Genomic DNA, 20,123 nt, shown 5'->3' on the forward strand with positions numbered 1-20,123 from the left:
AAAGATCAATGCCGCCGGGTCGAGTTTGACCAGTCATCTGGCAAAGAGCGGCCGATTTCTTCGGCGAACTCCTCAAGAAAGCGGATCATTCGATGTGTCCGCTGCTGCGCGATCACCTTGCCGGCATCGGTCAGCATGTCATCTGGCAGGGACAGCAGTTTGACTTTCCAGTGGTCGACCGAAAAGGCCAAGTCGTCCAGCGGGCGCTGTTCGGCAAACGGATCAGCCGGGTCATACAGCGACCGGCCCAACGCGCCAGACACAGAGAAATTGCGCGCCACGCCAATAGCCCCCAACGCGTCCAGCCGGTCGGCATCGCGCAGGATACGCGCCTCAGCCGTCTGAGGCGTGATGTTGGCCGAGAAACTATGCGCCTCGATCGCGTGCTGAATGGCGCGGACGTGGTCGGTATCATAGCCCATTTCGCCCAGAATAGGCTCGGATTCCTGCGCGGATTTGCGCGAGGCCAGATGCCGCGCGGGGTCGTCTTTTGGAAGGTTCACAAGATCATGCAGGTAGCTGGCGGCCAAAAGGACGTGCATGTCCGTCGTATTGTCCGCAATGGCTTGTGCATTCACCCATACCCGATCCAGATGGGCCAGATCATGAGCGGGGTCCGTCTCCATCCGGTGGGCGACAATGCCCCGCAGCTGACTGCGCAGATCAGCCGATCCGTCCACGGTTCTCTCCGATCTGGCCACGGTGCAGCAGCAAGTGATCCAGGATTACACAGGCCATCATCGCCTCACCCACTGGAACGGCGCGGATGCCGACGCAGGGGTCGTGGCGACCCTTGGTGATGATCTCGGTCTCCTCACCTGATTTGGTGATGGTCTTGCGGGTGGTCAGAATCGACGATGTGGGTTTGACGGCAAAGCGCACAACAACATCCTGCCCAGTGGAAATGCCGCCCAGAATGCCGCCCGAATGGTTCGAGCTGTATTGCGGGCCGTTCTGACCCATGAAAATCTCATCGGCATTGGCCTCGCCGGTCAGTTCAGCAGCGGCCATACCTTCCCCGATCTCAACGCCCTTGACCGCGTTGATCGACATCATCGCAGAGGCCAAATCAGTGTCTAACTTGGCGTAAACCGGCGCGCCGATGCCCGCTGGCACGCCACGGGCAACGACCTCGACAATGGCACCAACCGAGTTGCCGGATTTACGCAACCCGTCCAGATAAGCGGCCCAATCCTCGGCAGCTTGCGCATCGGGGGTCCAGAACGGGTTTTGTTCGATCTGGGACCAGTCAAAATTATCCCGGTTGATCTTGTTGGGACCGATCTGGGTCATGTATCCGGTGATCTGCACATTGGGTGCGATCTGCTTGATCGCTTCGCGTGCCAATCCACCAGCCGCCACCCGAGAGGCCGTTTCGCGCGCAGAACTGCGCCCGCCGCCGCGATAATCGCGGATGCCGTATTTCTGCCAATAGGTGATATCGGCGTGACCCGGACGGAACTTGTCCATGATATCGCCGTAGTCCTTTGAGCGCTGATCGGTATTCTCGATCATCAGCTGCACGGGTGTGCCAGTGGTCTGGCCTTCAAACACACCGGACAGGATTTTCACCTGATCTGCTTCGCGCCGCTGCGTGGTGAACTTGTTCTGCCCCGGTTTGCGCTTGTCCAGCCAGTGCTGGATCATGCCCTCGTCTATCGCGACGCCCGGCGGACAGCCGTCGACAGTGGCGCCCAAGGCGGGTCCGTGGCTTTCACCCCAGGTGGTGACGCGGAAAAGGTGTCCAAAGCTGTTCATCGACATGGGGCGTGCTCCTTTGCGCGTTGTGATTAGCTGCCAAGGGCCTTGGCCTCAAGCGGATTTGCGGTTGGGGCACCTTGGCCCCAACTCAATCTCATCACGCGGCCCGGGCCAGTTGTGCCCGGGTTGTGGTGATTTTCAGCGCGGCCTGCGCCGCCTCGCGGCCTTTTTCTACAAAATGTGCGCGGTAGATGGCGTTGTGGTGGTCGGTCTCCTGATACTGATGTGGGGTCAGCGAGACTGACAGGACGGGAACGCCGGTGTCCAGCCCGGCGCGCATTAGCCCGTCGACCACAGCCTGCGCCACAAAATCATGCCGGTAGATGCCGCCATCGACGACAAAGGCGGCGCAAACAACGGCACTGTAGCGCCCGGTCTGGGCCAGATCGCGGGCCAGCAGCGGCATCTCGAACGCGCCAGGGGCGTCGAAGACATCAACCTGCTCGGCTGGAATCAGTTCCAGGAACCCATCCAGCGCTCGGTCGACAATATCGGAATGCCAGTTGGCTTTGATAAATGCATATCGGGTGTGTGTCATCATGATCTCCTTTCGTAACAGACACGTCACCCAAGGCGATCACGAGCAAACACACCGCGAGGCGGCGTGTCTGCACGTTCTCTTCCTTCCGGACTTTAACCGTCGGCTCTGGCCTCTCACCAGATCTGCTTGTCATCCCTGAGTAGGGACCGCTCGCGGGCTTACGGGTCATCGCCCGCATACCGCCGGTGGGGAATTTCACCCCGCCCTGAGAACAAGCCGGACCTTGCCAAGAACTGCCCGGCTCTGCAAGAGATTTGGCAGGAGGACCGCCATGCACCCGAATCCCGCTTTTCGCGCCGACGATCGCGCGCGCCATATCAGTTTTGCCCGAGACCGGGCGTTTGGCGTCTTGGCGCTGTCGACGGATGACGCGCCGTTGCTGAGCCATGTGCCCTTTGTGCTGTCCGAGGACGGTACTGAGGCGGACCTGCATCTTGTGCGTTCAAACCCGATTGTCCGGGCGTTGAAAGAACCGCAAACCGTGCGGATCGCGGTGTCAGGGCCGGACGGGTATATCTCGCCCGACTGGTATGGGATCGACGATCAGGTGCCCACATGGAATTACGTGGCCGTTCACCTGACCGGAACGCTAGAGCGTTGCCCGCAAGAAGAACTGCGCGGCCTGCTGGACCGTCAATCGGCCTATTTCGAGGAGCGCTTGCTGCCAAAACCACCCTGGAGCGCTGACAAGATGACCCCCGAGGCGCTGGAGCGCATGATGCGGATGATTGTGCCCTGCCGGATGCGGGTCGAAGACATTCAGGTCACCTGGAAGCTGAACCAGAACAAACCGGACGAGGTTCGTCTGGCCGCCGCTGATCAAGTCGAAAGTAATGGGCAGGGCAGTGAGATCGCGCAACTGGCCACGCTGATGCGGGGGGCGTGACCAGCTTCGGAGCTTAGTCACCGAACGTTGCCAGATAGGCCGCGATATCTGCCGAGCCCTTCTTGAGCTTGACGCTCATGTTCGGGCGGGCTGTGTCGTCGTCCAGATAGACCTGAATGAATTCGATCGGATTTTTGGAATAAGAGGCGATGTTTTCCTGCGTCCAGATCAGACCTTCCTGCCCGGCTCGGATCATGTCGTCGGTGAACATCCCAACCGGCAGGCGCGCGCTGCCATTAAGGTAATCGGTTTCGGTTCCGGCGACGCGGCCGACAACGCCGTACAGATTCGGTCCGGTGATTCCACCTTTGACCAGAACTTCACCATCTTTGATGATTGCATGGCATGAAGAACACCGATTGTAGAGTTTTTCGCCTTTTGCCGGATCACCGGCGGCCGCGGCCTGAGACGACAGAGCCAGCGAGAGTATCATTATGGGTGCAAAGAGCTTTGACATTGGAAACGTCCTGCAGAGATTGGGTGTACCCTCGCCCTTCAGGTATTCCCGACCGGAGTGCAATCAAAATCGAATGCAGGTAAGCGTTTGTAAAATATCTATTTTTCACTCAATATTTGGCGGGTTCGAATTCATTTGAAAGTAGAAATTTGCGTGGCAAAATCTGGCCGAAACTATGCTGATTTCCGGCCCTGACGCGCAACTGGATCTGTATTCCAGGCGCATCTTTCACCCTGAGTGGCTGATCCGAATCACATTGATTCGAATGGAAAGTCGGCGGCAAAATTTTTCTCTTAACTCAGCCCAAATCTTGAAAAAACACCCCTTCGTTGTGACATGAATGCCCGGATGCGGCGTAGTGCGCGCCTATGACCGCTGGACGAACCGATTTCTCCCGGCTAGATAGCCGCGATGAGACGCCGCTTTGATGCGGTGCTGATGCATGTTTGCCCGGCATACCCCGGGCGCCGGAATCGGAGAAAACCTCGTGTCCCACGCAGAAGACCACGAAGGCACCCGCAGAGATTTCCTCTACTACGTCGCTGGCGGCGCAGGTGTCGTTGCGACGGGGGCTGCCGTATGGCCCTTAGTCAACCAAATGAACCCGTCGGCAGACGTTCAGGCGCTGTCCTCGATCCGTCAGGATGTCAGCGGAGTTGAGCCGGGCACGCAGCTGACCGTCAAATGGTTGGGAAAACCTGTTTTTATTCGCCACCGCACCGGTGCCGAAATCGACGAAGCAAAGCAGCAGGACGCGGACGGCATGGCCGAACTGATCGACCCGCTTGCACGCAACGCGAACCTGAAACCCGACGCGCCGGCAACGGATGCAAACCGTGTCATTCCATCGCCAGAAGGTGAAGCGCCGGCGGCGTGGATCGTTCAGATGGGCGTCTGCACCCACCTCGGCTGTGTGCCTCTGGGTGACGCAGGCGATTTTGGTGGCTGGTTTTGCCCCTGCCACGGTTCGCACTATGATCTTGCTGGCCGTATCCGTAAGGGTCCCGCGCCTGAAAACCTGCCCATCCCGCCTGTGGAATGGGTAGACGCCACTACTATCAAACTCGGCTAAGGGAGAGCCAGATGTCCGGAATTCCCCACGACCACTATGAGCCCAAGACAAATGGCGAGAAGTGGCTGAACAGCCGTTTGCCGATTGTCGGCCTGCTTTATGACACCCTCATGATCCCCACACCAAAGAACCTGAACTGGTGGTGGATTTGGGGCATCGTCCTGGCGTTTTGCCTGGTCCTGCAAATTGTCACCGGTATCGTTCTGGTGATGCACTACACCCCGCATGTCGATCTGGCCTTTGCCAGCATCGAACACATCATGCGCAACGTGAATGGCGGCTATATGATCCGCTATGTCCATATGAACGGCGCGTCGCTGTTCTTTGTTGCGGTGTATATCCACATCTTCCGCGGCCTGTTCTACGGCTCGTACAAAGCCCCACGTGAGATCACGTGGATCATCGGGATGCTGATTTACCTGTGTATGATGGGTACCGCCTTTATGGGCTACGTTCTGCCCTGGGGGCAGATGTCCTTCTGGGGTGCAACCGTGATCACAGGCCTGTTTGGCGCGATCCCCTTTGTCGGCGATGCGATCCAGACCTGGCTGCTGGGCGGACCCGCGGTGGACAATGCCACGCTGAACCGCTTTTTCTCGCTGCACTACCTGCTGCCGTTTGTAATTGCGGCTCTGGTGGTCGTGCATATCTGGGCCTTCCACACCACCGGCAACAACAACCCTACGGGTGTTGAAGTGCGCCGCGGATCTAAAGCCGAGGCAGAAAAAGACACACTGCCGTTCTGGCCTTACTTTGTGATCAAGGACCTTTTCGCGCTGGTTGTGATCCTGGTGGTGTTCTGGGCAATCGTCGGGTTTATGCCGAACTATCTGGGTCACCCGGATAACTACATCGAAGCCAACCCGCTGGCGACACCTGCACATATCGTACCCGAATGGTACTTCTTGCCGTTTTACGCGATCCTGCGCGCCTTTACCGGCGAAGTCTGGGTTGTTCAGATCGCCAGCTTTGTCACCGGTGGCATCGTCGATGCCAAGTTCTTTGGTGTTCTGGCGATGTTTGGTGCGATCCTGGCGATGGCGCTGGCGCCTTGGCTGGACACATCGACCGTTCGGTCGGGCAAGTATCGCCCGATGTTCAAATGGTGGTTCTACCTGCTGATCATCGACTTCTTTGCCCTGATGTGGCTGGGGGCGATGCCTGCCGAAGAGCCTTATGCGACTTTCTCGCTGATCGCGTCTGCCTACTGGTTCGGATATTTCTTCGTGATCCTGCCGATCCTGGGTGTGATCGAGAAACCTCTGGCCCAGCCGGAGACTATCGAAGAAGACTTCAACGCGCATTATGGCAAGGCTGACGCCGACGCCACGCCGGCCGAGTAAGAAGAGGGACCGGAAACATGTTCAAGAAACTTGCAATCGGTGCCGCGTTTGCTATCGCCCTTACCCCTGCTGCGTCCTTCGCAGCGGGCGGAGGCGACCAGCATATCGAGGATTTCCACTTTTCGTTCGAAGGCCCCTTTGGCACCTGGGATCAAAACCAGCTGCAGCGCGGCCTTCAGATCTATACCGAGGTCTGCGCGGCCTGCCACGGCCTGCGTTATGTGCCTCTGCGTGACCTTGAGGCGCTGGGCTATTCAGAAGAAGAAGTCATCGCTTATGCCGCGGGCAACTTCGAAGTGTTCGACCCCGAGCTGGATGATTTCCGCCCGGCGATCCCGACCGACCACTTCCCGGTCAATGACGGTGTTGGCGCACCGGACCTGAGCTTGATGGCCAAGGCCCGCGCCGGGTTCCATGGCCCTTACGGCCTGGGAATCAACCAGTTCTTCAAAGGTATGGGCGGTGCGGAATACATCGCCTCTCTGCTGGATGGCTATACTGGCGAGGAAAAGGAAGAAGCAGGCACCGTTCTGTACGAAAACGCGGCCTTCCCAGGTGGCTGGATCTCAATGGCACCGCCGCTGTCGGAAGATCAGGTGGAATTCGCCGATGGTCACCCGGCCACGGTTGAAGCCATGTCCGAGGATATCGCAGCTTTCCTGATGTGGACGGCCGAGCCGAAGATGATGGAGCGTAAGTATTCTGGCTTTGTCGGTGTTATCTTCCTGACGCTTTTCTCGGTGCTGTTGTACCTGGTCAACAAGCGCCTGTGGGCTGGCGTGAAAGGCAAGAAGCACGCCTAAGCTTGCGGCCTGACTGAATTGATAAACCCCCGCGCCACAAGCTGCGGGGGTTTTTTGTTGGGGCCGGGGTAAAGGGGCCAACCCCTTCTTGGCCTGCGGCCAATTCATCCCCGGGATACTTTTGGCCAGATGAAGCGCGGATCAGACCGTCAGCTGGGTATCTGTTGCGCCGTTGATTGTAGCGGTCACGATCTGCCCTTCGGGTTGAGGAGTAGCGAAGGTTACTTCGGTGAATTGCTCGGTTCGGCCCATATGCGGGTTCTCCATCAGGATGTGATGTGATTTCCCGATCTGTGCGGACAGGTGTTGGGCGACTTGGGTATGGCCAGCAGCGCGCAAGCGGGCGGCGCGGGTTTTGATGATGCTACCGTTCACCTGCTGTGGAATACGAGCTGCCGGAGTGCCTTCGCGCTTGGAATAGGGGAAGACGTGCAGCCAGGTCAGGTTACAATCGGTGACCAGTTTCAGAGAGTTCTCGAAATGGGCATCGGTTTCGGTCGGAAACCCGGCGATGATATCGGCGCCAAAGGTCATTTCAGGGCGCAGTTTGCGCGCCTCTTCGGTAAAGCGGATGGCGTCGTCGCGCAGGTGGCGGCGTTTCATGCGCTTGAGGATCAGGTCGTCGCCATGTTGCAGTGACAGATGCAGGTGCGGCATCAGGCGCGGTTCCGTGGCGATGGCCTGCATCAGGTTCTCATCCACCTCGATCGAGTCGATCGAGCTGATCCGCAGGCGCGGCAGATCAGGCACCAGTTTAAGGATGCGCATGACCAGATCACCCAGCTTGGGCTGCGCGGGCAGGTCGGCCCCCCATGAGGTCAGGTCGACGCCTGTCAGAACAACTTCGTTGTAACCTTTGTTTACCAACCGCTTGATCTGATCCACCACCACGCCCGCAGGGACGCTGCGCGAGTTGCCGCGGCCGTAGGGGATGATGCAGAAGGTGCAGCGGTGATCACAGCCATTTTGGACCTGAACATAGGCGCGCGAGCGCGTGCCAAAACCGTCGATCAGGTGGCCCGCGGTTTCGGTCACGGACATGATGTCGTCGACCTGTACCGTCTCGGTCTGGCCGATAAAGTCCGCCGCCATGTCTTTCCAGGTATCAGGCTGCATTTTTTCGGTATTGCCAATGACTGCGTCAACCTCATCCATTCGGGCAAAGGTGTCAGGCTCGGTCTGGGCCGCGCAGCCTGTCACGATCAGCCGCGCGTCAGGGTTTTCCCGCCGTAGCTTGCGAATTTCTTGCCGGGCTTTGCGCACCGCTTCGGCTGTGACAGCACAGGTGTTCACGATCACCGCGTCGGTGAGCCCAGCCTGCGCCGACAGTTCTTTCATCGCCTCGGTCTCATAGGCGTTCAGGCGGCAGCCCAGAGTGGTGAACTTGGGGGCGCTCATCCCAGCGCCCTCAGGAATTCCTGCGTCAACACGCCGGAGAACACGCGGCAGGTTGGCCCCGTCATCCAGACGCCGTCGTCGCGCCAGTAGATCCAGATCGTGCCGCCGTCCAATTCGATCTGCACTTTGCGCCCGGTTAATCCATGGCGGGCGGCTGCAACGGCTGTTGCGCAGGACGACGACCCTGAGGCCAAGGTGATTCCGACACCGCGTTCCCACACCCGCATGCGGATATGGTCAGGGCCAATGATCTGGGCCACCTGAACATTGGTCCGTTCCGGATAAAGCGGGTGATACTCGTACCGCGCACCAAATTCGGTCAGCGGGATAGCCTCGGCGTCGTCTACGAAAAAGGTGCAATGAGGGTTACCCATTCCGGTGGCAGTCGGCGCGCCCTCGATTGGCAGTTCCAGGGTGTCGACCGCTTCGGCCAGGGGAATCTCGTGCCAGTTCAACTGCGGCTGCCCCATATTGACCGAGGTCAGGCCGTTCCCGGTATCGCGCGCGATCAAAGTGCCGCGCTCTGTGGTCAAGGTCAGCTCTGGCTTTCCCGTTTCCTCCATCAGGAACCGGGCTATGCAGCGCGTTGCGTTCCCGCAAGCGGCAGAGGTCGAGCCGTCGGCGTTGTAGAACACCAGATGCGCATCCGCCTCGCCGTGTTCGATCACGGCCAACTGATCGAATCCAACGCCGAACTGCCGATGCCCGATTCCTTTTGCCATAGCGGGCGAAATCGCGACAGATTGCGCACGCGCATCCACAATGACAAAGTCATTGCCCAGCCCGTGCATCTTCATGAAGGGCAAACCGGTGGTCAGTTCCTGTTGCATGGCGGGCATATAACGTCGTGCCGGAAAGGAATCCACCCTGCAGCGAAGATTCCTTAAAAAAGGGGTTGACCCCTCCGCGCCACCTGCCTAGTTAGGCCGCCTATCGGGACGCCGGAAACACGCTAAGTGTCGGTGAAACGAGGTGCAAAATAAGGTCTTGAACCCGGTTGGGAAAATACCTTAGAGAGCGCCATGGATCGGAAAGATCCTGAAAAGAGTGGGCCGTTAGCTCAGTTGGTAGAGCAACTGACTTTTAATCAGTGGGTCGCAGGTTCGAATCCTGCACGGCTCACCACTTTTTTCAAAGGTTTAGCAAGAATAGGCGAGAATTTCTCAGGCCTACAGCAACCACCTAGCAACCACGCGGCATAGATTGACGTAGAAACGTGTAGAAAACCGTTCGTTGAAATCGTGGATTTTCTCTTTTGGTGAGACCGTAAGTCGTTGTTAATATGATGTTTTTTGACACTGTGAAGAGTTTTTGGTACACTAACTATGTACAGAGCGGCAATTGACTGTCGCGTGCAACTTCCAAAATAGCACACATAGTTTGAACTGCTACGCTAAGAAAAGCGAAGCTGTGTCCGTCTGTACGTCCTCACAATTATCAAAAATCTCAAAAGCACAGGGGCTTTCCATGACGGACAGCAAAATCTCTTCGCATGTCAAACTGACGGCAGACATGTCTCCTGCACAGAAGAACCAAGTTTTGAACGATCATTTCCGAAAGACAGGGGAAGGCGGCATTGTCATGATCTCAATGGGGATACATCTGCTCGGTAGAGCTACCGTTGATGTTATCATGAAACAACTCGCCGGTGACGCAGGCGACAAAAGTGTAGAACCCGGCGGTGAGCATGACATGGGTTCAATCAAGGTCAACAACCGTACCGTTGAATGGGAAATCAACTACTACAACAAAGACCTTGATGATGAGTCCCCGGATTCGACGGACCCACTGCAGACAACTAGGCATATGGCGCTCTTGCTGTCCACTGAGTATTGAAACTTCGAACCAGCTTCCCGCTTGTGGGAAGCTGGAAATTTGCTTCTACCAATTATTGGTCTGCGTCCTCATCGCGATCAGCTGTCTGACCGCTTACGTAAATAGGAACTTCATTCAAGATTTTTCCACCTGTTTGATGAATGAAGCCTATCAGATACTTGGATGGTACGTCTTTTACATCAGCGTATAGCAACTGTCGTGAAAGCTTGGACACCTCGCCTGATCTAACCCACCTCTCCATTGGGTCAAAGCCCCTGAAACAATGAAAAAACAGATTCTTTGCGCCCAGATGCTTGGGGTTTCGTTGAGTTCGCTTTCCGGTGGAGCGAACTGAATCTTCGAGAAAACGCTGAAGTTTGGCCTCTCTACCCTTCGACCTACACTTTCGAACCAACTGGTAAACAAATTGCTTAAGAACATTCTTGGGGCCAAATTGCGAGTAACGGCCTGGGACATTCAATTGGCTGTCTATCAACTCTACAGCTTCTAAGACTTCGCCTCGAATCGCCTCGAAGTATTTTTTTTTGCTTAGGTGCTTGCGTTTGAGCGGTTTGAGTTTGATCGTTTCTGGATCGATGTACTGCCAAGTCTGCCTAGAGCAGACGCGATGCATCTTCTCTTCAAACTTGAGAATGTCTTCGTTCGTCGCTCTTTCAGCTTTTCTCATTGATTCCTCATGTGGTCAGAAGCGACCGATATCATACCAATTGCGATGTTTCGACAGTGTAAATCTCTATTCGCGATGTTTCGATGGTGTAAATTTAATTTCGTCAAACTGGGTGATTTTCGCTTAACGCATTGATTGTTAAAGACAAAAGGCGCTCCTGAAAGCCCGTTACATTTGAGTTGCTTGTGTCAAACTGATTGGGAGGGTTGAACGCCGCCGTCGGTATTCGGTGTCTTCAGCCTCTAACCACTGAAGGAAAATTGAAATGACCCAAGGTATGGGATTAGGAGAGGTTTGCCAGATCAAACCTAAGGGAGCACTGGCTCCGGCATTCTTGTCGGAAAGACGAAGCGGTCATTCCGTCGTCGTGCAACGAAGGTCGGTAGCGCGCCCTGATCGGATAACAGGGCGCCTGAGGAGTATGAGCATAAGCATCGGCAGGGATTGCGGAGATACGCTTCTCCGCAATCCCTCGATACCAGCAATGCCGCCGGCGCACTGTCGGCCCCTCAGGAGACCAACATGAAACTCATCTATCCGCTCATCGCAGAAACCGCCATAATCTCGGCCTGCGCACCAGGCGCCGCAATCGACACTGATATGGAGCGCGGCCTTGTCGGGGCAGCTCTCGGGTATGGCGCGGCGAAGGCCGTCGATGGAAACGGCGACCGCGGTGCCGTCATCGGCGGGCTTGCCGGTGTATTTTGCGACGATGCAGGCGTTTGCAGTCAACCGCGTTATTGAGCGCATCCAGAAAATGTTGAAGGGGGCGGATCAGGTTCGCGCCCTTACCTAACGGCCTTTCCTGCTAATCTATAGCGCTCGTCCAGTCCGACCTTGCAAAGACCGCTTACTGCAGCATCGCAGACCTTCGCGCCCTGAGCACCACTGGTAACTTTGGGCTCACTCTGCCGCCATTGGATCGGTCGCAGCAGTTTCAGCGACGGCGTTCTTTGCGCCAGCAAGGACGGCCCACACCGGACCTTCGCCCCTGCCATTAACGCAGCGGTGCGGCATCCACAAAGCGGACCTTCAGTCGTAGCGCAGCATTGTCGGGTCGTTACCTTGTAAGTCAGACCCGATTTGACTCTAGTCAGTGCTCTTTACTGCCTACAGCAAGTGAGAGGGCGTCCATCGGGAAAGGCTTTTCTCATATTCGGTAATTGATTTTGAAAGCCACTGCATGAACAGATTTGCCGCTGGTCGAACCGGGCCTGGCAACGTGACAAGGTAGTAGCCGATCTGCGGTATTGGATCGTCGAACAGCGCCACGAGTTGTCCTGACTTCAGCTCGTCAGAAACAAAAGCCGGTACCGTCGCCCCGATACCATCCCCGCGACGGATGCCATCCAGCAGCATATTGCCCGGTACGCGGACAACTCTCCGGTCGGCGTCGGTCGGAATTCCGACCTTTTCTAACCACAGGTCAAACTCGACTGACGCTTGTTCCTGAAGAAGCGTGAAATCAAGCAATTCTGCAGTACTCGTGAGCACCCTGTTTCCGATCAGTTCGCGGGACGCGACGACCGTCAGACAACCAGGTAGCAGCATCTGCGAGACAAGCCCTGGCCAGCGACCTGTTCCGTATCGGACGGCCATATCAATTCCGCCCGGCTTGAGATCGACAGCCTGGATCGTTGAATCGATCCTCAATTCGATATTGGGGAATTCGTCAATGAACGTCGACAGCCGCGGCATGAGGAACGCGCTTGAAAACATCGGAGTCGCGCTGACCACCAACGGTCGAACCGACTCTGCACTCGTCACCCTCTCGGTCACAGAGGCCATTTCAGCGAAGGCTTCAAGCAAACCAGCCGACAGGAATTCGCCTTGCGATGTCAGAGAAATACCGTGCCGGGTACGAGTGATAAGCCGGGTGCCGAGTTGTTGTTCTAGCCCGCGGATTTGCTGGCTGACTGCGGAATGGGTCACGTTCAGTGCCTCTGCCGCCCGGGTCAGATTTTGAAACTCGGCGGCGGCGGCGAAAGCTCTGAGAGATGTCAACGAGGGAAGCGTGCGCCAATCCATAAGTTAGACCATCTAACAATATAGAAAAATTTACAACTATGTCATCTCCCCATGCCGGCGCATGCTGGTGCTGGAACTCATTGGCGGACACAGGAGGCTAAGATCATGAAACTTGCTGTATTAGGACTGGGCAACATGGGGTCAGCGCTGGCGCATTGCCTGCTCAAGTCAGGTCACGATGTCAGCGTTTGGAACCGCACGCCGGAAAAGGCAGAGGTTTTCGCTGAGGTTGGCGCCACCATCTGCTCCTCACCGAATGATGCCATCGCGGCGTCTGATTTTGTCATCATTTGTATCAAGAGCCACACGGAAACAGTTGAACTAGTCAACGGGCTGAGTGTTTCGCTAGAGGATAAGACTATCTGCGACATGAGCACAGGCGATACCTTGGATGCCGATAGACTGGTCGCCATCCTGGAGAAACAGGGGGCTGGCTACATGCTTGGCATGATCAATGCCTACCCTTCTGGCATTGGCGGTGACGAAACCACAATCCTGACGGTCGGCAGTGCCGGAACCTGGGACCGTTATGGTAGCGTCATCGGAAACTTGGGTGGAAAGTCCGCCCATGTTGGAGAGAAGCCAGCGGCGCTTGCCGCGCTCTTCGCCGGCCTCTTCACGGTTCGGCAGGGGTTTATGTTCGGAATGATATACGGTGCACTTGTTTGTCAGAAAGCGGGCATCCCGATGCAAGTTTATGCCGACCAACTTCCTGCCACGATCAAATTGGTCAAGGACTACCATGATCTCTTTGCCAGAACCGTTCCGACCGAGGATTTCGACAGTGCAGAAGCCTCTCTGAAGGTTTACGCGATGGCGCAAGAGGATGCGTTGAAGACCTATCTCTCACTTAATGCTCCCGCCGATTTAATCCAGTTGATGCATGACCGCACCAAAATGGCTTGGGACGATGGCTACGGCGACAGACAGCTGACCTCACTGGTCCAGCATATGACCGATGCCTGATGCAAAAAGGCTCTCCGCCCATTGCAGACGTTCTGCAGCTACCACGATCTACCGAGCGGCACTCCGAAAGCGGGCATTCGGCCCTGTGCAGCATTTCAGCGGGTTTCGTTCAGCTAATTATGCATTTTTTGTTTAAAAACTCAGCCCTGTAGCAAAGCGACTTGAACCGTCTCATCCCAGCCAAGATACAACACATCCCGATCGCGTATTACCGGGCGCGCCATCACCTTGGGTTGGGCCGAAATCTGTGCCTCTACTTCCGAATTTTTCAGCCAGTCATTAAGCGCTCGGTAATCGTTCGATTTTCGGTCCACCAGCAAGTCCCCGAATTCTGCAATCAGCTCAGCCAGCTCCGCTTCGGTCAGAGGTTCCGCCCTGACATCGCGGAAAGTGACTTCCTTGCCTTCTGCCTCCAACGCCTTGCGGGCCTTCTGGCAAATCGCGCAGGTGTTCAATCCATAGATCATCATGTCGCGGTCTCCTTTGCGGCCATCTCGCAACCTCACGCATCACCCCCTCCAACTCAACCATTTGATCTGGCATAGCTGCCCACATGTATCCCACGCTACGAACATTGTTCGTCGTTCCTTGAGGTTTCTGGATCAACCCATTCCAGTAAATCGCCTGACAATCGAGATACTGCGTTGTGGCCCTTCGAACCGGGCGTGGCAGTCATAGCCACCAGACTTTGGCCAATTTGCGCATTCCTGTCTTAGGGTTATTCCTCTTGGTGAGCTGAATCGCTACGATTGTAGATGAGGCAACAAGCAGGATAACGCGATGCGCAGTGCAATCTTCTTACCCGTAGCGGCAATGTTCCTGGGGGCCACAATATACGCTGCACCAGCAACGGCCTCCTCACTCGGACGATACGAGGTTTTTGGCGTCGAAGACGGTGACATGCTGAAAATGCGTGGTGGACCTGGAACAGGCTACAATGTGATTGTGGGTCTGCCAAATGGAACCGCCTTACGAGTTCAAAGTTGCGAGCAAACCGGTGGCACCCGTTGGTGCCGCGTTTCTTTGGTGCGTGCGCGTGGGCTCAAAGGGTATGTCTCCTGGGCATATATGCGAAAAATTTGATACAATGGCGATCAGCCTTGCCATGTTAACAGCGACCTTGAAATGTCGATGGAAATTGCCCTTTCTGTTCAATTGGCATCGTTCAACATGGGCTTAGAACTGACCTATGGGCCGCAGAGGCGGTTGGCCCGTTACACTCCTTGGAAATTAGCGATAATTGCTGACGTTGGTGCGGCAATTCGACGACGCCTTGCATCAAGCGACCTACAGCAATTTACGGATAGCGCGGCATTACTTCTGATGGAGCCAATTGCGGCCAGCGTGATCCCAAGGCCCGCCATTTGTGCTGATATCAACCAAATTTGGTCAGTACGATGTACGTGCTTAATGCTTGTGGCATCGATGTGGCTGCGCATTTCCAGCAGGTCATCCTCTGACGACGCGGCAACCAAGTTCCAGATTTCATGATTGGACCAGCGCGCGCGGTTTCCATCGTCAGGATCAGGTTCACAGTAACGTATCTTTTTTAATGCCTCGGCAATGACATCGCCGAACATGGCGTCGAATTGCGCTTTCTGTGTTCCATTTGATGGGATTGACCCGATTTGCTGCCAAGCAATGCAGATCTTTGGTCCAGCCCCCGCAGCTGTGCTGAAAGTACCTGAACGTTAACTGTTGCCTTGCAGACGATGCCGATTTTCGTCGCTGTACCAAGGTGTTGGCCAATCTGAGTTCAGATTTCGAAAGGACGGGTGATTTTACGTCTGCCGCGCCTTCGCAGCAACCAGACTGCGCGCGCGGCTGCTCATCCATCACAAAGGTGTCGGCGACCCTTTCCCCCCTCAGCTGTCTTGGATATGACGGATACAGGGTCTGCTCAAACACGGCGGCCCCTTAAATTCCTGCGTGATCAATCAGGAGCGCATCAATGATGTTTCGCCGTTCGGCTCTGGCCGCAATTCTTGCAACAGCGCCGGGCGTGGCACTGGCGCAATCCACGGAAGATGCGCCCACGGGCCTGCAGATAGAGCTCAATACCATTCAGGATGTGGAAGGCGCATGCAGACTGACATTTGTCGCCGAAAACCGCACGGATTCAGCGATTGATACGGCCAGCTTTCAGACAGTGGTGTTTGATGCGTCGGGCCGAGTGATAACCTTTACCTTGTATAACTTCCGGGAACTGCCCCTCGACCTGCCGCGCGTGCGTCAATTCGATGTCAGAGGCGAGGCCTGCGGTAACATCAGCCGCGTCCTGATAAATGGTCTGAGCAGTTGCGTAACCGGCGGTTCCGAAAGCGAGGTTTGCCTGAAGGCCTTGAACCTGAGCAGCCGGACAGATGTGGAGCTTTTGGGATGAGTTTTTTCGATGCCGTGCGTGAAATTCTGGCCCTGGGTGGGCCTGTGGTTGCGATCCTGATCACCATGTCGGTGGTGACCCTTGCGGTCACGCTCTACAAGATCTGGCAGTTTACTGCTTCTGGGGTGGGTCGGCACCGGGTTCTGTCCGAAGCGCTGGCGGCCTGGGATGCTGGCGATGAGCACAAGGCCCGCGCCCGCCTTGCCAAAAGCCGCAGCTACCTGGCGCCGCTTGTGGGCGTGGCGATGGACGCACCGGACGCGCCTGGCCTGGATCAACGGCTGGATGCCGAAGCCGGGCTGGCGTTGGCGGGGCTGGAGCGAGGGTTCCGGTTCCTGGACACCGTGGCGCAGATCGCGCCGTTGTTGGGGTTGTTCGGCACTGTGCTGGGCATGATTGAAGCGTTTCAAAGCCTGCAAGGTGCGGGGTCGTCGGTGGATCCGTCGCTGCTGGCCGGTGGCATCTGGGTGGCGCTTGTGACCACGGCAGTGGGGTTGGCGGTTGCGATGCCGACCTCGATGGTGCTGTCATGGTTCGAAAGCAGAACCGCGCGAGAACGGGTGTTTGCGGACAAGGCGTTGCGCACGGTTCTGGTGCCGGGGCAGGCCCTCCCACTGGCAGATGACATCCCATCCGCGGCGGTTGCGCCCGGGCATGCGTAACGCGGCCCCCTTTGTCCGACGACCCATGGCGATGACACCGCTCATCGACGTGATCTTTCTGTTGCTGCTGTTCTTCATGCTGACCTCGACCTTTTCGAAATTCGGCGAGATCGAGCTCAGCAATGCCACAAGTGGTGGCGCGACCAATGACAGCCCGCAGGACCGCGCGTTTGTCCAGCTGGGAGCCACGCGGTTGGTGCTGAACGGCACCTCTGTCACCCTGGCCGAGTTGACGGCGCAAGTAACAACCGGGCAGGTGCTGGTCAGCCTTGATCCGGACACAACGGCCCAGCATGTGGTGGACCTGCTGGTTGAACTGCGCGGCCGCGAAAACCTAAGCGTATTGGTGCTGGAATGATCCGCTCGATCCGCCCCCGCCGCAAACGCGACTCGACCATTGCGTTGATCAATGTCGTCTTTCTGATGCTGATCTTCTTTCTGATCGCGGGCACGGTGGCGACGCCGCTGGATCCCGATTTGAACCTTGTGGACACGTCCGAACTGGAAGGGCGTGAGCCACCCGACGCGCTGGTGCTGCATCAGGACGGTGCGCTCAGCTTTCGCGGCACGCCAACTGATCCCGAAACTTATATGGCTGAGCGCGATCCTGGCCCGGTGCGTATCGTGCCGGATCGTGATGCACCGGGGACACGGTTGATTGAGGTCACCGGAGCATTGCGCCGTCTGGGGGCCGTTTCGGTGTTTGTTGTGACCGAGAAGGCGCTGGAATGATCCGGGGCTCGGTCGTCATCGCGGCCATTGCCGTTGCGCTGTCGCTGCTGCTGCACGTGATGGGTATCAGCATTACCGCGCCCAGACTGGCGGAACAGCCAGACGAAGGCGGCCCAGTGGATACGGTCGAGTTGGGTACCAGCTTTGAAGACTTGGTGGAAACCGTAACAGAACCGGTCACGCCTGAACCTGCTGAACCCCCCGATCCCGCAGTCGAAGACGAGCCTGAACCGGCACCCGAGCCTGCGGAAATCCCCACCAGCGAGGTGCATGTCGCCTCGGACGATCCAAAGCGCACCTTTGCGCCTGACACAGGCGAGGCCGAAGTTGTGCAACCGGTCGCACCCGAACCGGTTGAGCCGGAACCTGTTGAAACGCCGGACACCACGGATGGCGAGGCCGAGGCCAGCGACGAGATTGATGAAACCCCGCCGGTTGAACCCTCAGAAACCGCAGAAACGCCAGAGGGCGAACCTGAGGCTGCGGAAACAGTTGCTGAGACCCCGGCCGAGGCCGTTACCCCGGAGGAACAGCAAGCCGAAGCACCAGCGCTGTCAGAAGCCCCCGTGCCATCGGTCGAGGTGCCTGATCCGGTTGAGAGTGAGACAGTTGAGGCCGACATCCCAGTGACCCCGTCTGAACAGGTGCCGGACGCGGAAGAGGCCAACGAGACCTCAGAGCTGGCGGTGACCTCGTCGATCCGCCCGCAATTGCCCGACCGTCGCCCAACCCCAGCACCGCAAGGCGTGTTGAGCGGATCGCGGGATTTCAGCGCGCTCAGTTTTCCCTCGCGCCAGATCGAGTCGCCCTTGACCACATACAGGCGTCGCGGCGTTGATGTCTTTACAAGCGGTGACAGCGGCAACCGCAGTGGCGGGCGCGGTCCCGGAAACTCGGACCGAACCAACTATGCCGGGCGCGTTCTGGTGCACCTGAACCGATCGCCAGTGGTCTATTCAGCGGCACGGGGCTTTGCGCGGGTGTTTTTCGTGATCAACCCGGACGGAACCCTGAACTATGTAGAAGTCGTGGACACCAACGGCTCACCGGATCTTGAGCGGGCGGCCAAGGCGCAGGTTCAAGCGGCCTCTCCTTTCCCGAAGCCACCAGGAGGTGTCAGTCGGTCGCTGTCCTTTGTCTATTCAAGCAAATGATCGGTCACAGCCAGTTTCAAGGGCCTGGGATGCTGTGGAATCGGTAACATTTGATACGGCTGATTGGATGCCGTTTTGCCTAATAATTCAGCACTCGGGGAGGCAAGGTAAAACGTTTCAAAATTAAAGAGGGGGCGCCAATATTTTCTGTTCAATTTATTGTAACAAAGGCTCTGACGTCTCAAAATAAGTGTAAATCAAAGGATTTTTCACACTGTCGTTAGGTGCCTTTGCAAAGATGCAACGGGCGTTATGGCAGAAAATCCCAAATTCCTGCGACTCCGTTGTGTCTCCCGGGGATTTGTCCGAGTAGACGCCCAGCTATTCTTGTAGCCACACTCCTCTCAAAAAACCTATGGATTCACCATGAAAAAGCTTCTTTTCGCATCGACCGCGTTGATCGCAACCGCAAGCGTTGCAGCCGCGGAAGTTAAGTTCAGCGGTTACGGCCGTTTTGGTATCGGGTATCAGGAAGACCGGACCAACGTGACGCAGACCACGACAACTGCAAGTGGCGCAACAAACCAGTTCTCTGCTGATTCCGACAACACCATCCTGGTTTCACGCTTCCGCCTGAACATCGATGCCAATGTCGAAACCGACGGTGGGGTTGAGTTTCAGGGCCGTGTTCGCCTGCAGGCTGACGAAGATTCGGACACCGGTGAGCAGAACGAAGCCGGTCTGAACGGCGCGCGTTTCTCGGTCATTTACGGTGGTCTGCGTGTTGACGCGGGCAACGTTTCGGGTTCGTTCGACAACCTGGATGACTACTTCGGTACGGAACCGGGCCTGGAAGAATTCCTGGGCCAGTACTCGGGTATCAACTATTCGTTCCTGGAATACAGCTCGACCGGTTCGGGTGCGAACGCCGTGTTCTTCCGTTACACCGTTGGTGATTTTGCGTTTTCGGCGTCCTATGATCAGGACACACGTTTCCTGGGCGGCGGCCTGACAGATGATCGTGACCGTTGGGACGTAAGCGCAACCTACGCGTTCAACAACATCAACGTGTCGCTGGCCTATGGTGAGACCGACGAAGGCGCCGGTGTCGACAAGGAAAGCCTGACGGTTCTGACCATCGGCGCCGAGCTGGGCGATTTCTATGGTACAGTTCTGGTCGCCGACGATGACGTTGTAAACAGCAACGAAGATGGCACTGCTTATGGTTTCTCCGTCGCTTACGATCTGGGTGCCGCGACCACGCTGCAGCTGGTTTACGGTGACGGTTCTGCAGACAACGACACCCGCAACATCGGTGTTGGCGCTATCTATGACCTGGGCGGCGGTGCAACCCTGCGCGGTGCTGTCGGTGAAATCAAAGATGGCGACGATGACGGTAAAATCCGCGCCGACTTTGGTGCCCAGTTCAACTTCTAAGCTGATCTGAACCATCGAAATATAAGGGCGGTTCTTTGGAATCGCCCTTTTTTTGTT

24 protein-coding genes, 1 tRNA gene and 1 riboswitch are annotated in these 20,123 nt (G+C 56.8%); of the genes, 15 read left to right on the forward strand and 10 right to left on the reverse strand.

The annotated features are described in order from the left end of the window. Positions 1 to 5: 5 nt before the first annotated feature. The 3 genes from RUM8411_RS10180 to RUM8411_RS10190 form a co-directional block, all read right to left on the reverse strand. Positions 6 to 680 carry an HD domain-containing protein gene (locus tag RUM8411_RS10180; protein WP_085822577.1) on the reverse strand — a complete coding sequence of 225 codons (675 nt, stop codon included), beginning with the start codon at positions 678 to 680 and terminating at the stop codon, positions 6 to 8. After that, positions 664 to 1,764, reverse strand: coding sequence for a chorismate synthase (aroC, locus tag RUM8411_RS10185; RefSeq protein WP_085822578.1), 1,101 nt, complete (start codon positions 1,762 to 1,764; stop codon positions 664 to 666). Before aroC ends, RUM8411_RS10180 begins: the two co-directional genes overlap by 17 nt. Before the next feature lie 94 nt (positions 1,765 to 1,858). Beyond that, complete coding sequence (locus RUM8411_RS10190; protein WP_085822579.1) at positions 1,859 to 2,299, reverse strand: 6,7-dimethyl-8-ribityllumazine synthase; 441 nt, start codon at positions 2,297 to 2,299, stop codon at positions 1,859 to 1,861. Positions 2,300 to 2,371: 72 nt separating this feature from the next. Continuing rightward, a riboswitch (FMN riboswitch) is annotated at positions 2,372 to 2,519 on the reverse strand. A gap of 54 nt (positions 2,520 to 2,573) precedes the next feature. Between RUM8411_RS10190 and RUM8411_RS10195 the strand changes: the two genes are divergently transcribed. Further along, positions 2,574 to 3,188 (forward strand): FMN-binding negative transcriptional regulator, encoded by a 615-nt coding sequence (locus RUM8411_RS10195; protein WP_085822580.1) that lies wholly within the window; start codon positions 2,574 to 2,576, stop codon positions 3,186 to 3,188. Positions 3,189 to 3,201: 13 nt separating this feature from the next. Here the strand turns inward: RUM8411_RS10195 and RUM8411_RS10200 are convergent, their stop codons facing one another. Then, positions 3,202 to 3,645: a c-type cytochrome gene (locus RUM8411_RS10200; protein ID WP_085822581.1), complete on the reverse strand. Its 444-nt coding sequence runs from the start codon at positions 3,643 to 3,645 to the stop codon at positions 3,202 to 3,204. A gap of 487 nt (positions 3,646 to 4,132) precedes the next feature. Here RUM8411_RS10200 and petA point away from each other — a divergent pair, with 487 nt between their 5' ends. Genes petA through RUM8411_RS10215 form a run of 3 tightly spaced genes read left to right on the forward strand, consistent with a single transcriptional unit; the run spans position 4,133 to position 6,863 of the window. After that, the gene (gene petA / locus RUM8411_RS10205) at positions 4,133 to 4,717 is read left to right on the forward strand and encodes a ubiquinol-cytochrome c reductase iron-sulfur subunit (RefSeq protein ID WP_085822774.1); all 585 of its coding nucleotides are present in this window, start codon (positions 4,133 to 4,135) and stop codon (positions 4,715 to 4,717) included. Positions 4,718 to 4,728: 11 nt separating this feature from the next. Then, the gene (gene petB / locus RUM8411_RS10210) at positions 4,729 to 6,060 is read left to right on the forward strand and encodes a cytochrome b (RefSeq protein WP_085822582.1); all 1,332 of its coding nucleotides are present in this window, start codon (positions 4,729 to 4,731) and stop codon (positions 6,058 to 6,060) included. Positions 6,061 to 6,077: 17 nt separating this feature from the next. Further along, entirely contained in the window at positions 6,078 to 6,863 is a 786-nt protein-coding gene (locus RUM8411_RS10215; RefSeq protein WP_085822583.1) for a cytochrome c1, read from the forward strand. Between the two features lie 141 nt (positions 6,864 to 7,004). Here the strand turns inward: RUM8411_RS10215 and mtaB are convergent, their stop codons facing one another. Next, positions 7,005 to 8,261: a tRNA (N(6)-L-threonylcarbamoyladenosine(37)-C(2))-methylthiotransferase MtaB gene (gene mtaB / locus RUM8411_RS10220; RefSeq protein ID WP_085822584.1), complete on the reverse strand. Its 1,257-nt coding sequence runs from the start codon at positions 8,259 to 8,261 to the stop codon at positions 7,005 to 7,007. Further along, positions 8,258 to 9,100: a diaminopimelate epimerase gene (dapF, locus tag RUM8411_RS10225; RefSeq protein ID WP_085822585.1), complete on the reverse strand. Its 843-nt coding sequence runs from the start codon at positions 9,098 to 9,100 to the stop codon at positions 8,258 to 8,260. The genes mtaB and dapF overlap by 4 nt, the downstream gene beginning before the upstream one ends. A gap of 210 nt (positions 9,101 to 9,310) precedes the next feature. On the opposite strand from dapF, the gene RUM8411_RS10230 reads away from it, so the two are divergent. Both RUM8411_RS10230 and RUM8411_RS10235 read left to right on the forward strand, forming a co-directional pair. Beyond that, a tRNA-Lys gene (locus RUM8411_RS10230) sits at positions 9,311 to 9,386 on the forward strand. 342 nt (positions 9,387 to 9,728) lie between these two features. Further along, positions 9,729 to 10,097 (forward strand): DUF3768 domain-containing protein, encoded by a 369-nt coding sequence (locus tag RUM8411_RS10235; RefSeq protein WP_234995190.1) that lies wholly within the window; start codon positions 9,729 to 9,731, stop codon positions 10,095 to 10,097. Positions 10,098 to 10,149: 52 nt separating this feature from the next. Here RUM8411_RS10235 and RUM8411_RS10240 read toward each other — a convergent pair whose 3' ends face one another. Beyond that, complete coding sequence (locus RUM8411_RS10240) at positions 10,150 to 10,764, reverse strand: hypothetical protein (protein WP_085822586.1); 615 nt, start codon at positions 10,762 to 10,764, stop codon at positions 10,150 to 10,152. Positions 10,765 to 11,286: 522 nt separating this feature from the next. Here RUM8411_RS10240 and RUM8411_RS10245 point away from each other — a divergent pair. After that, positions 11,287 to 11,508 carry a hypothetical protein gene (locus RUM8411_RS10245; protein WP_085822587.1) on the forward strand — a complete coding sequence of 74 codons (222 nt, stop codon included), beginning with the start codon at positions 11,287 to 11,289 and terminating at the stop codon, positions 11,506 to 11,508. 366 nt (positions 11,509 to 11,874) lie between these two features. On the opposite strand, the gene RUM8411_RS10250 is transcribed toward RUM8411_RS10245, so the two are convergent. Beyond that, positions 11,875 to 12,792 (reverse strand): LysR substrate-binding domain-containing protein, encoded by a 918-nt coding sequence (locus tag RUM8411_RS10250; RefSeq protein ID WP_085822588.1) that lies wholly within the window; start codon positions 12,790 to 12,792, stop codon positions 11,875 to 11,877. 51 nt (positions 12,793 to 12,843) lie between these two features. Between RUM8411_RS10250 and RUM8411_RS10255 the strand changes: the two genes are divergently transcribed. Next, positions 12,844 to 13,758, forward strand: a complete 915-nt coding sequence (locus RUM8411_RS10255; RefSeq protein WP_085822589.1) for an NAD(P)-dependent oxidoreductase — start codon at positions 12,844 to 12,846, stop codon at positions 13,756 to 13,758. A gap of 140 nt (positions 13,759 to 13,898) precedes the next feature. On the opposite strand, the gene RUM8411_RS10260 is transcribed toward RUM8411_RS10255, so the two are convergent. Further along, positions 13,899 to 14,228 (reverse strand): arsenate reductase family protein, encoded by a 330-nt coding sequence (locus RUM8411_RS10260; RefSeq protein ID WP_085822590.1) that lies wholly within the window; start codon positions 14,226 to 14,228, stop codon positions 13,899 to 13,901. A gap of 310 nt (positions 14,229 to 14,538) precedes the next feature. Here RUM8411_RS10260 and RUM8411_RS10265 point away from each other — a divergent pair, with 310 nt between their 5' ends. Continuing rightward, on the forward strand, positions 14,539 to 14,841 hold the full coding sequence (locus tag RUM8411_RS10265) for an SH3 domain-containing protein (protein WP_085822591.1): 303 nt from the start codon (positions 14,539 to 14,541) through the stop codon (positions 14,839 to 14,841). Positions 14,842 to 14,972: 131 nt separating this feature from the next. Here the strand turns inward: RUM8411_RS10265 and RUM8411_RS10270 are convergent, their stop codons facing one another. Further along, on the reverse strand, positions 14,973 to 15,338 hold the full coding sequence (locus RUM8411_RS10270) for a hypothetical protein (RefSeq protein ID WP_085822592.1): 366 nt from the start codon (positions 15,336 to 15,338) through the stop codon (positions 14,973 to 14,975). A 371-nt stretch (positions 15,339 to 15,709) separates the two neighbouring features. On the opposite strand from RUM8411_RS10270, the gene RUM8411_RS10275 reads away from it, so the two are divergent. From RUM8411_RS10275 to RUM8411_RS10300, 6 genes are all read left to right on the forward strand, one after another. Next, on the forward strand, positions 15,710 to 16,141 hold the full coding sequence (locus RUM8411_RS10275; RefSeq protein ID WP_085822593.1) for a hypothetical protein: 432 nt from the start codon (positions 15,710 to 15,712) through the stop codon (positions 16,139 to 16,141). Continuing rightward, on the forward strand, positions 16,138 to 16,803 hold the full coding sequence (locus RUM8411_RS10280; RefSeq protein WP_085822594.1) for a MotA/TolQ/ExbB proton channel family protein: 666 nt from the start codon (positions 16,138 to 16,140) through the stop codon (positions 16,801 to 16,803). The genes RUM8411_RS10275 and RUM8411_RS10280 overlap by 4 nt, the downstream gene beginning before the upstream one ends. Beyond that, positions 16,796 to 17,161, forward strand: coding sequence for an ExbD/TolR family protein (locus tag RUM8411_RS10285; RefSeq protein ID WP_234995191.1), 366 nt, complete (start codon positions 16,796 to 16,798; stop codon positions 17,159 to 17,161). Before RUM8411_RS10280 ends, RUM8411_RS10285 begins: the two co-directional genes overlap by 8 nt. After that, positions 17,158 to 17,535, forward strand: coding sequence for an ExbD/TolR family protein (locus tag RUM8411_RS10290; protein WP_085822595.1), 378 nt, complete (start codon positions 17,158 to 17,160; stop codon positions 17,533 to 17,535). Before RUM8411_RS10285 ends, RUM8411_RS10290 begins: the two co-directional genes overlap by 4 nt. Next, positions 17,532 to 18,689 carry a TonB family protein gene (locus RUM8411_RS10295; RefSeq protein ID WP_085822596.1) on the forward strand — a complete coding sequence of 386 codons (1,158 nt, stop codon included), beginning with the start codon at positions 17,532 to 17,534 and terminating at the stop codon, positions 18,687 to 18,689. The genes RUM8411_RS10290 and RUM8411_RS10295 overlap by 4 nt, the downstream gene beginning before the upstream one ends. Positions 18,690 to 19,055: 366 nt before the next feature. Then, the gene (locus RUM8411_RS10300) at positions 19,056 to 20,066 is read left to right on the forward strand and encodes a porin (protein ID WP_085822597.1); all 1,011 of its coding nucleotides are present in this window, start codon (positions 19,056 to 19,058) and stop codon (positions 20,064 to 20,066) included. Positions 20,067 to 20,123: the final 57 nt, after the last annotated feature.

Source organism: Ruegeria meonggei (assembly GCF_900172215.1).
GTDB classification, from domain to species: domain Bacteria; phylum Pseudomonadota; class Alphaproteobacteria; order Rhodobacterales; family Rhodobacteraceae; genus Ruegeria; species Ruegeria meonggei.

Coding starts and splice junctions, on each gene's coding strand:
- mtaB (WP_085822584.1), bottom strand. CDS start 8,261: ATGAGCGCCCCCAAGTTCACCACTCTGGGCTGCCGCCTGAACGCCTAT.
- RUM8411_RS10240 (WP_085822586.1), bottom strand. CDS start 10,764: ATGAGAAAAGCTGAAAGAGCGACGAACGAAGACATTCTCAAGTTTGAA.
- RUM8411_RS10265 (WP_085822591.1), top strand. CDS start 14,539: ATGCGCAGTGCAATCTTCTTACCCGTAGCGGCAATGTTCCTGGGGGCC.
- dapF (WP_085822585.1), bottom strand. CDS start 9,100: ATGCCCGCCATGCAACAGGAACTGACCACCGGTTTGCCCTTCATGAAG.
- RUM8411_RS10285 (WP_234995191.1), top strand. CDS start 16,796: ATGCGTAACGCGGCCCCCTTTGTCCGACGACCCATGGCGATGACACCG.
- RUM8411_RS10190 (WP_085822579.1), bottom strand. CDS start 2,299: ATGACACACACCCGATATGCATTTATCAAAGCCAACTGGCATTCCGAT.
- RUM8411_RS10295 (WP_085822596.1), top strand. CDS start 17,532: ATGATCCGGGGCTCGGTCGTCATCGCGGCCATTGCCGTTGCGCTGTCG.
- RUM8411_RS10250 (WP_085822588.1), bottom strand. CDS start 12,792: ATGGATTGGCGCACGCTTCCCTCGTTGACATCTCTCAGAGCTTTCGCC.
- RUM8411_RS10200 (WP_085822581.1), bottom strand. CDS start 3,645: ATGTCAAAGCTCTTTGCACCCATAATGATACTCTCGCTGGCTCTGTCG.
- RUM8411_RS10215 (WP_085822583.1), top strand. CDS start 6,078: ATGTTCAAGAAACTTGCAATCGGTGCCGCGTTTGCTATCGCCCTTACC.
- RUM8411_RS10255 (WP_085822589.1), top strand. CDS start 12,844: ATGCCGGCGCATGCTGGTGCTGGAACTCATTGGCGGACACAGGAGGCT.
- aroC (WP_085822578.1), bottom strand. CDS start 1,764: ATGTCGATGAACAGCTTTGGACACCTTTTCCGCGTCACCACCTGGGGT.
- RUM8411_RS10235 (WP_234995190.1), top strand. CDS start 9,729: ATGACGGACAGCAAAATCTCTTCGCATGTCAAACTGACGGCAGACATG.
- RUM8411_RS10195 (WP_085822580.1), top strand. CDS start 2,574: ATGCACCCGAATCCCGCTTTTCGCGCCGACGATCGCGCGCGCCATATC.
- RUM8411_RS10245 (WP_085822587.1), top strand. CDS start 11,287: ATGAAACTCATCTATCCGCTCATCGCAGAAACCGCCATAATCTCGGCC.
- RUM8411_RS10270 (WP_085822592.1), bottom strand. CDS start 15,338: ATGTTCGGCGATGTCATTGCCGAGGCATTAAAAAAGATACGTTACTGT.
- RUM8411_RS10290 (WP_085822595.1), top strand. CDS start 17,158: ATGATCCGCTCGATCCGCCCCCGCCGCAAACGCGACTCGACCATTGCG.
- RUM8411_RS10280 (WP_085822594.1), top strand. CDS start 16,138: ATGAGTTTTTTCGATGCCGTGCGTGAAATTCTGGCCCTGGGTGGGCCT.
- petB (WP_085822582.1), top strand. CDS start 4,729: ATGTCCGGAATTCCCCACGACCACTATGAGCCCAAGACAAATGGCGAG.
- RUM8411_RS10275 (WP_085822593.1), top strand. CDS start 15,710: ATGATGTTTCGCCGTTCGGCTCTGGCCGCAATTCTTGCAACAGCGCCG.
- RUM8411_RS10260 (WP_085822590.1), bottom strand. CDS start 14,228: ATGATGATCTATGGATTGAACACCTGCGCGATTTGCCAGAAGGCCCGC.
- RUM8411_RS10300 (WP_085822597.1), top strand. CDS start 19,056: ATGAAAAAGCTTCTTTTCGCATCGACCGCGTTGATCGCAACCGCAAGC.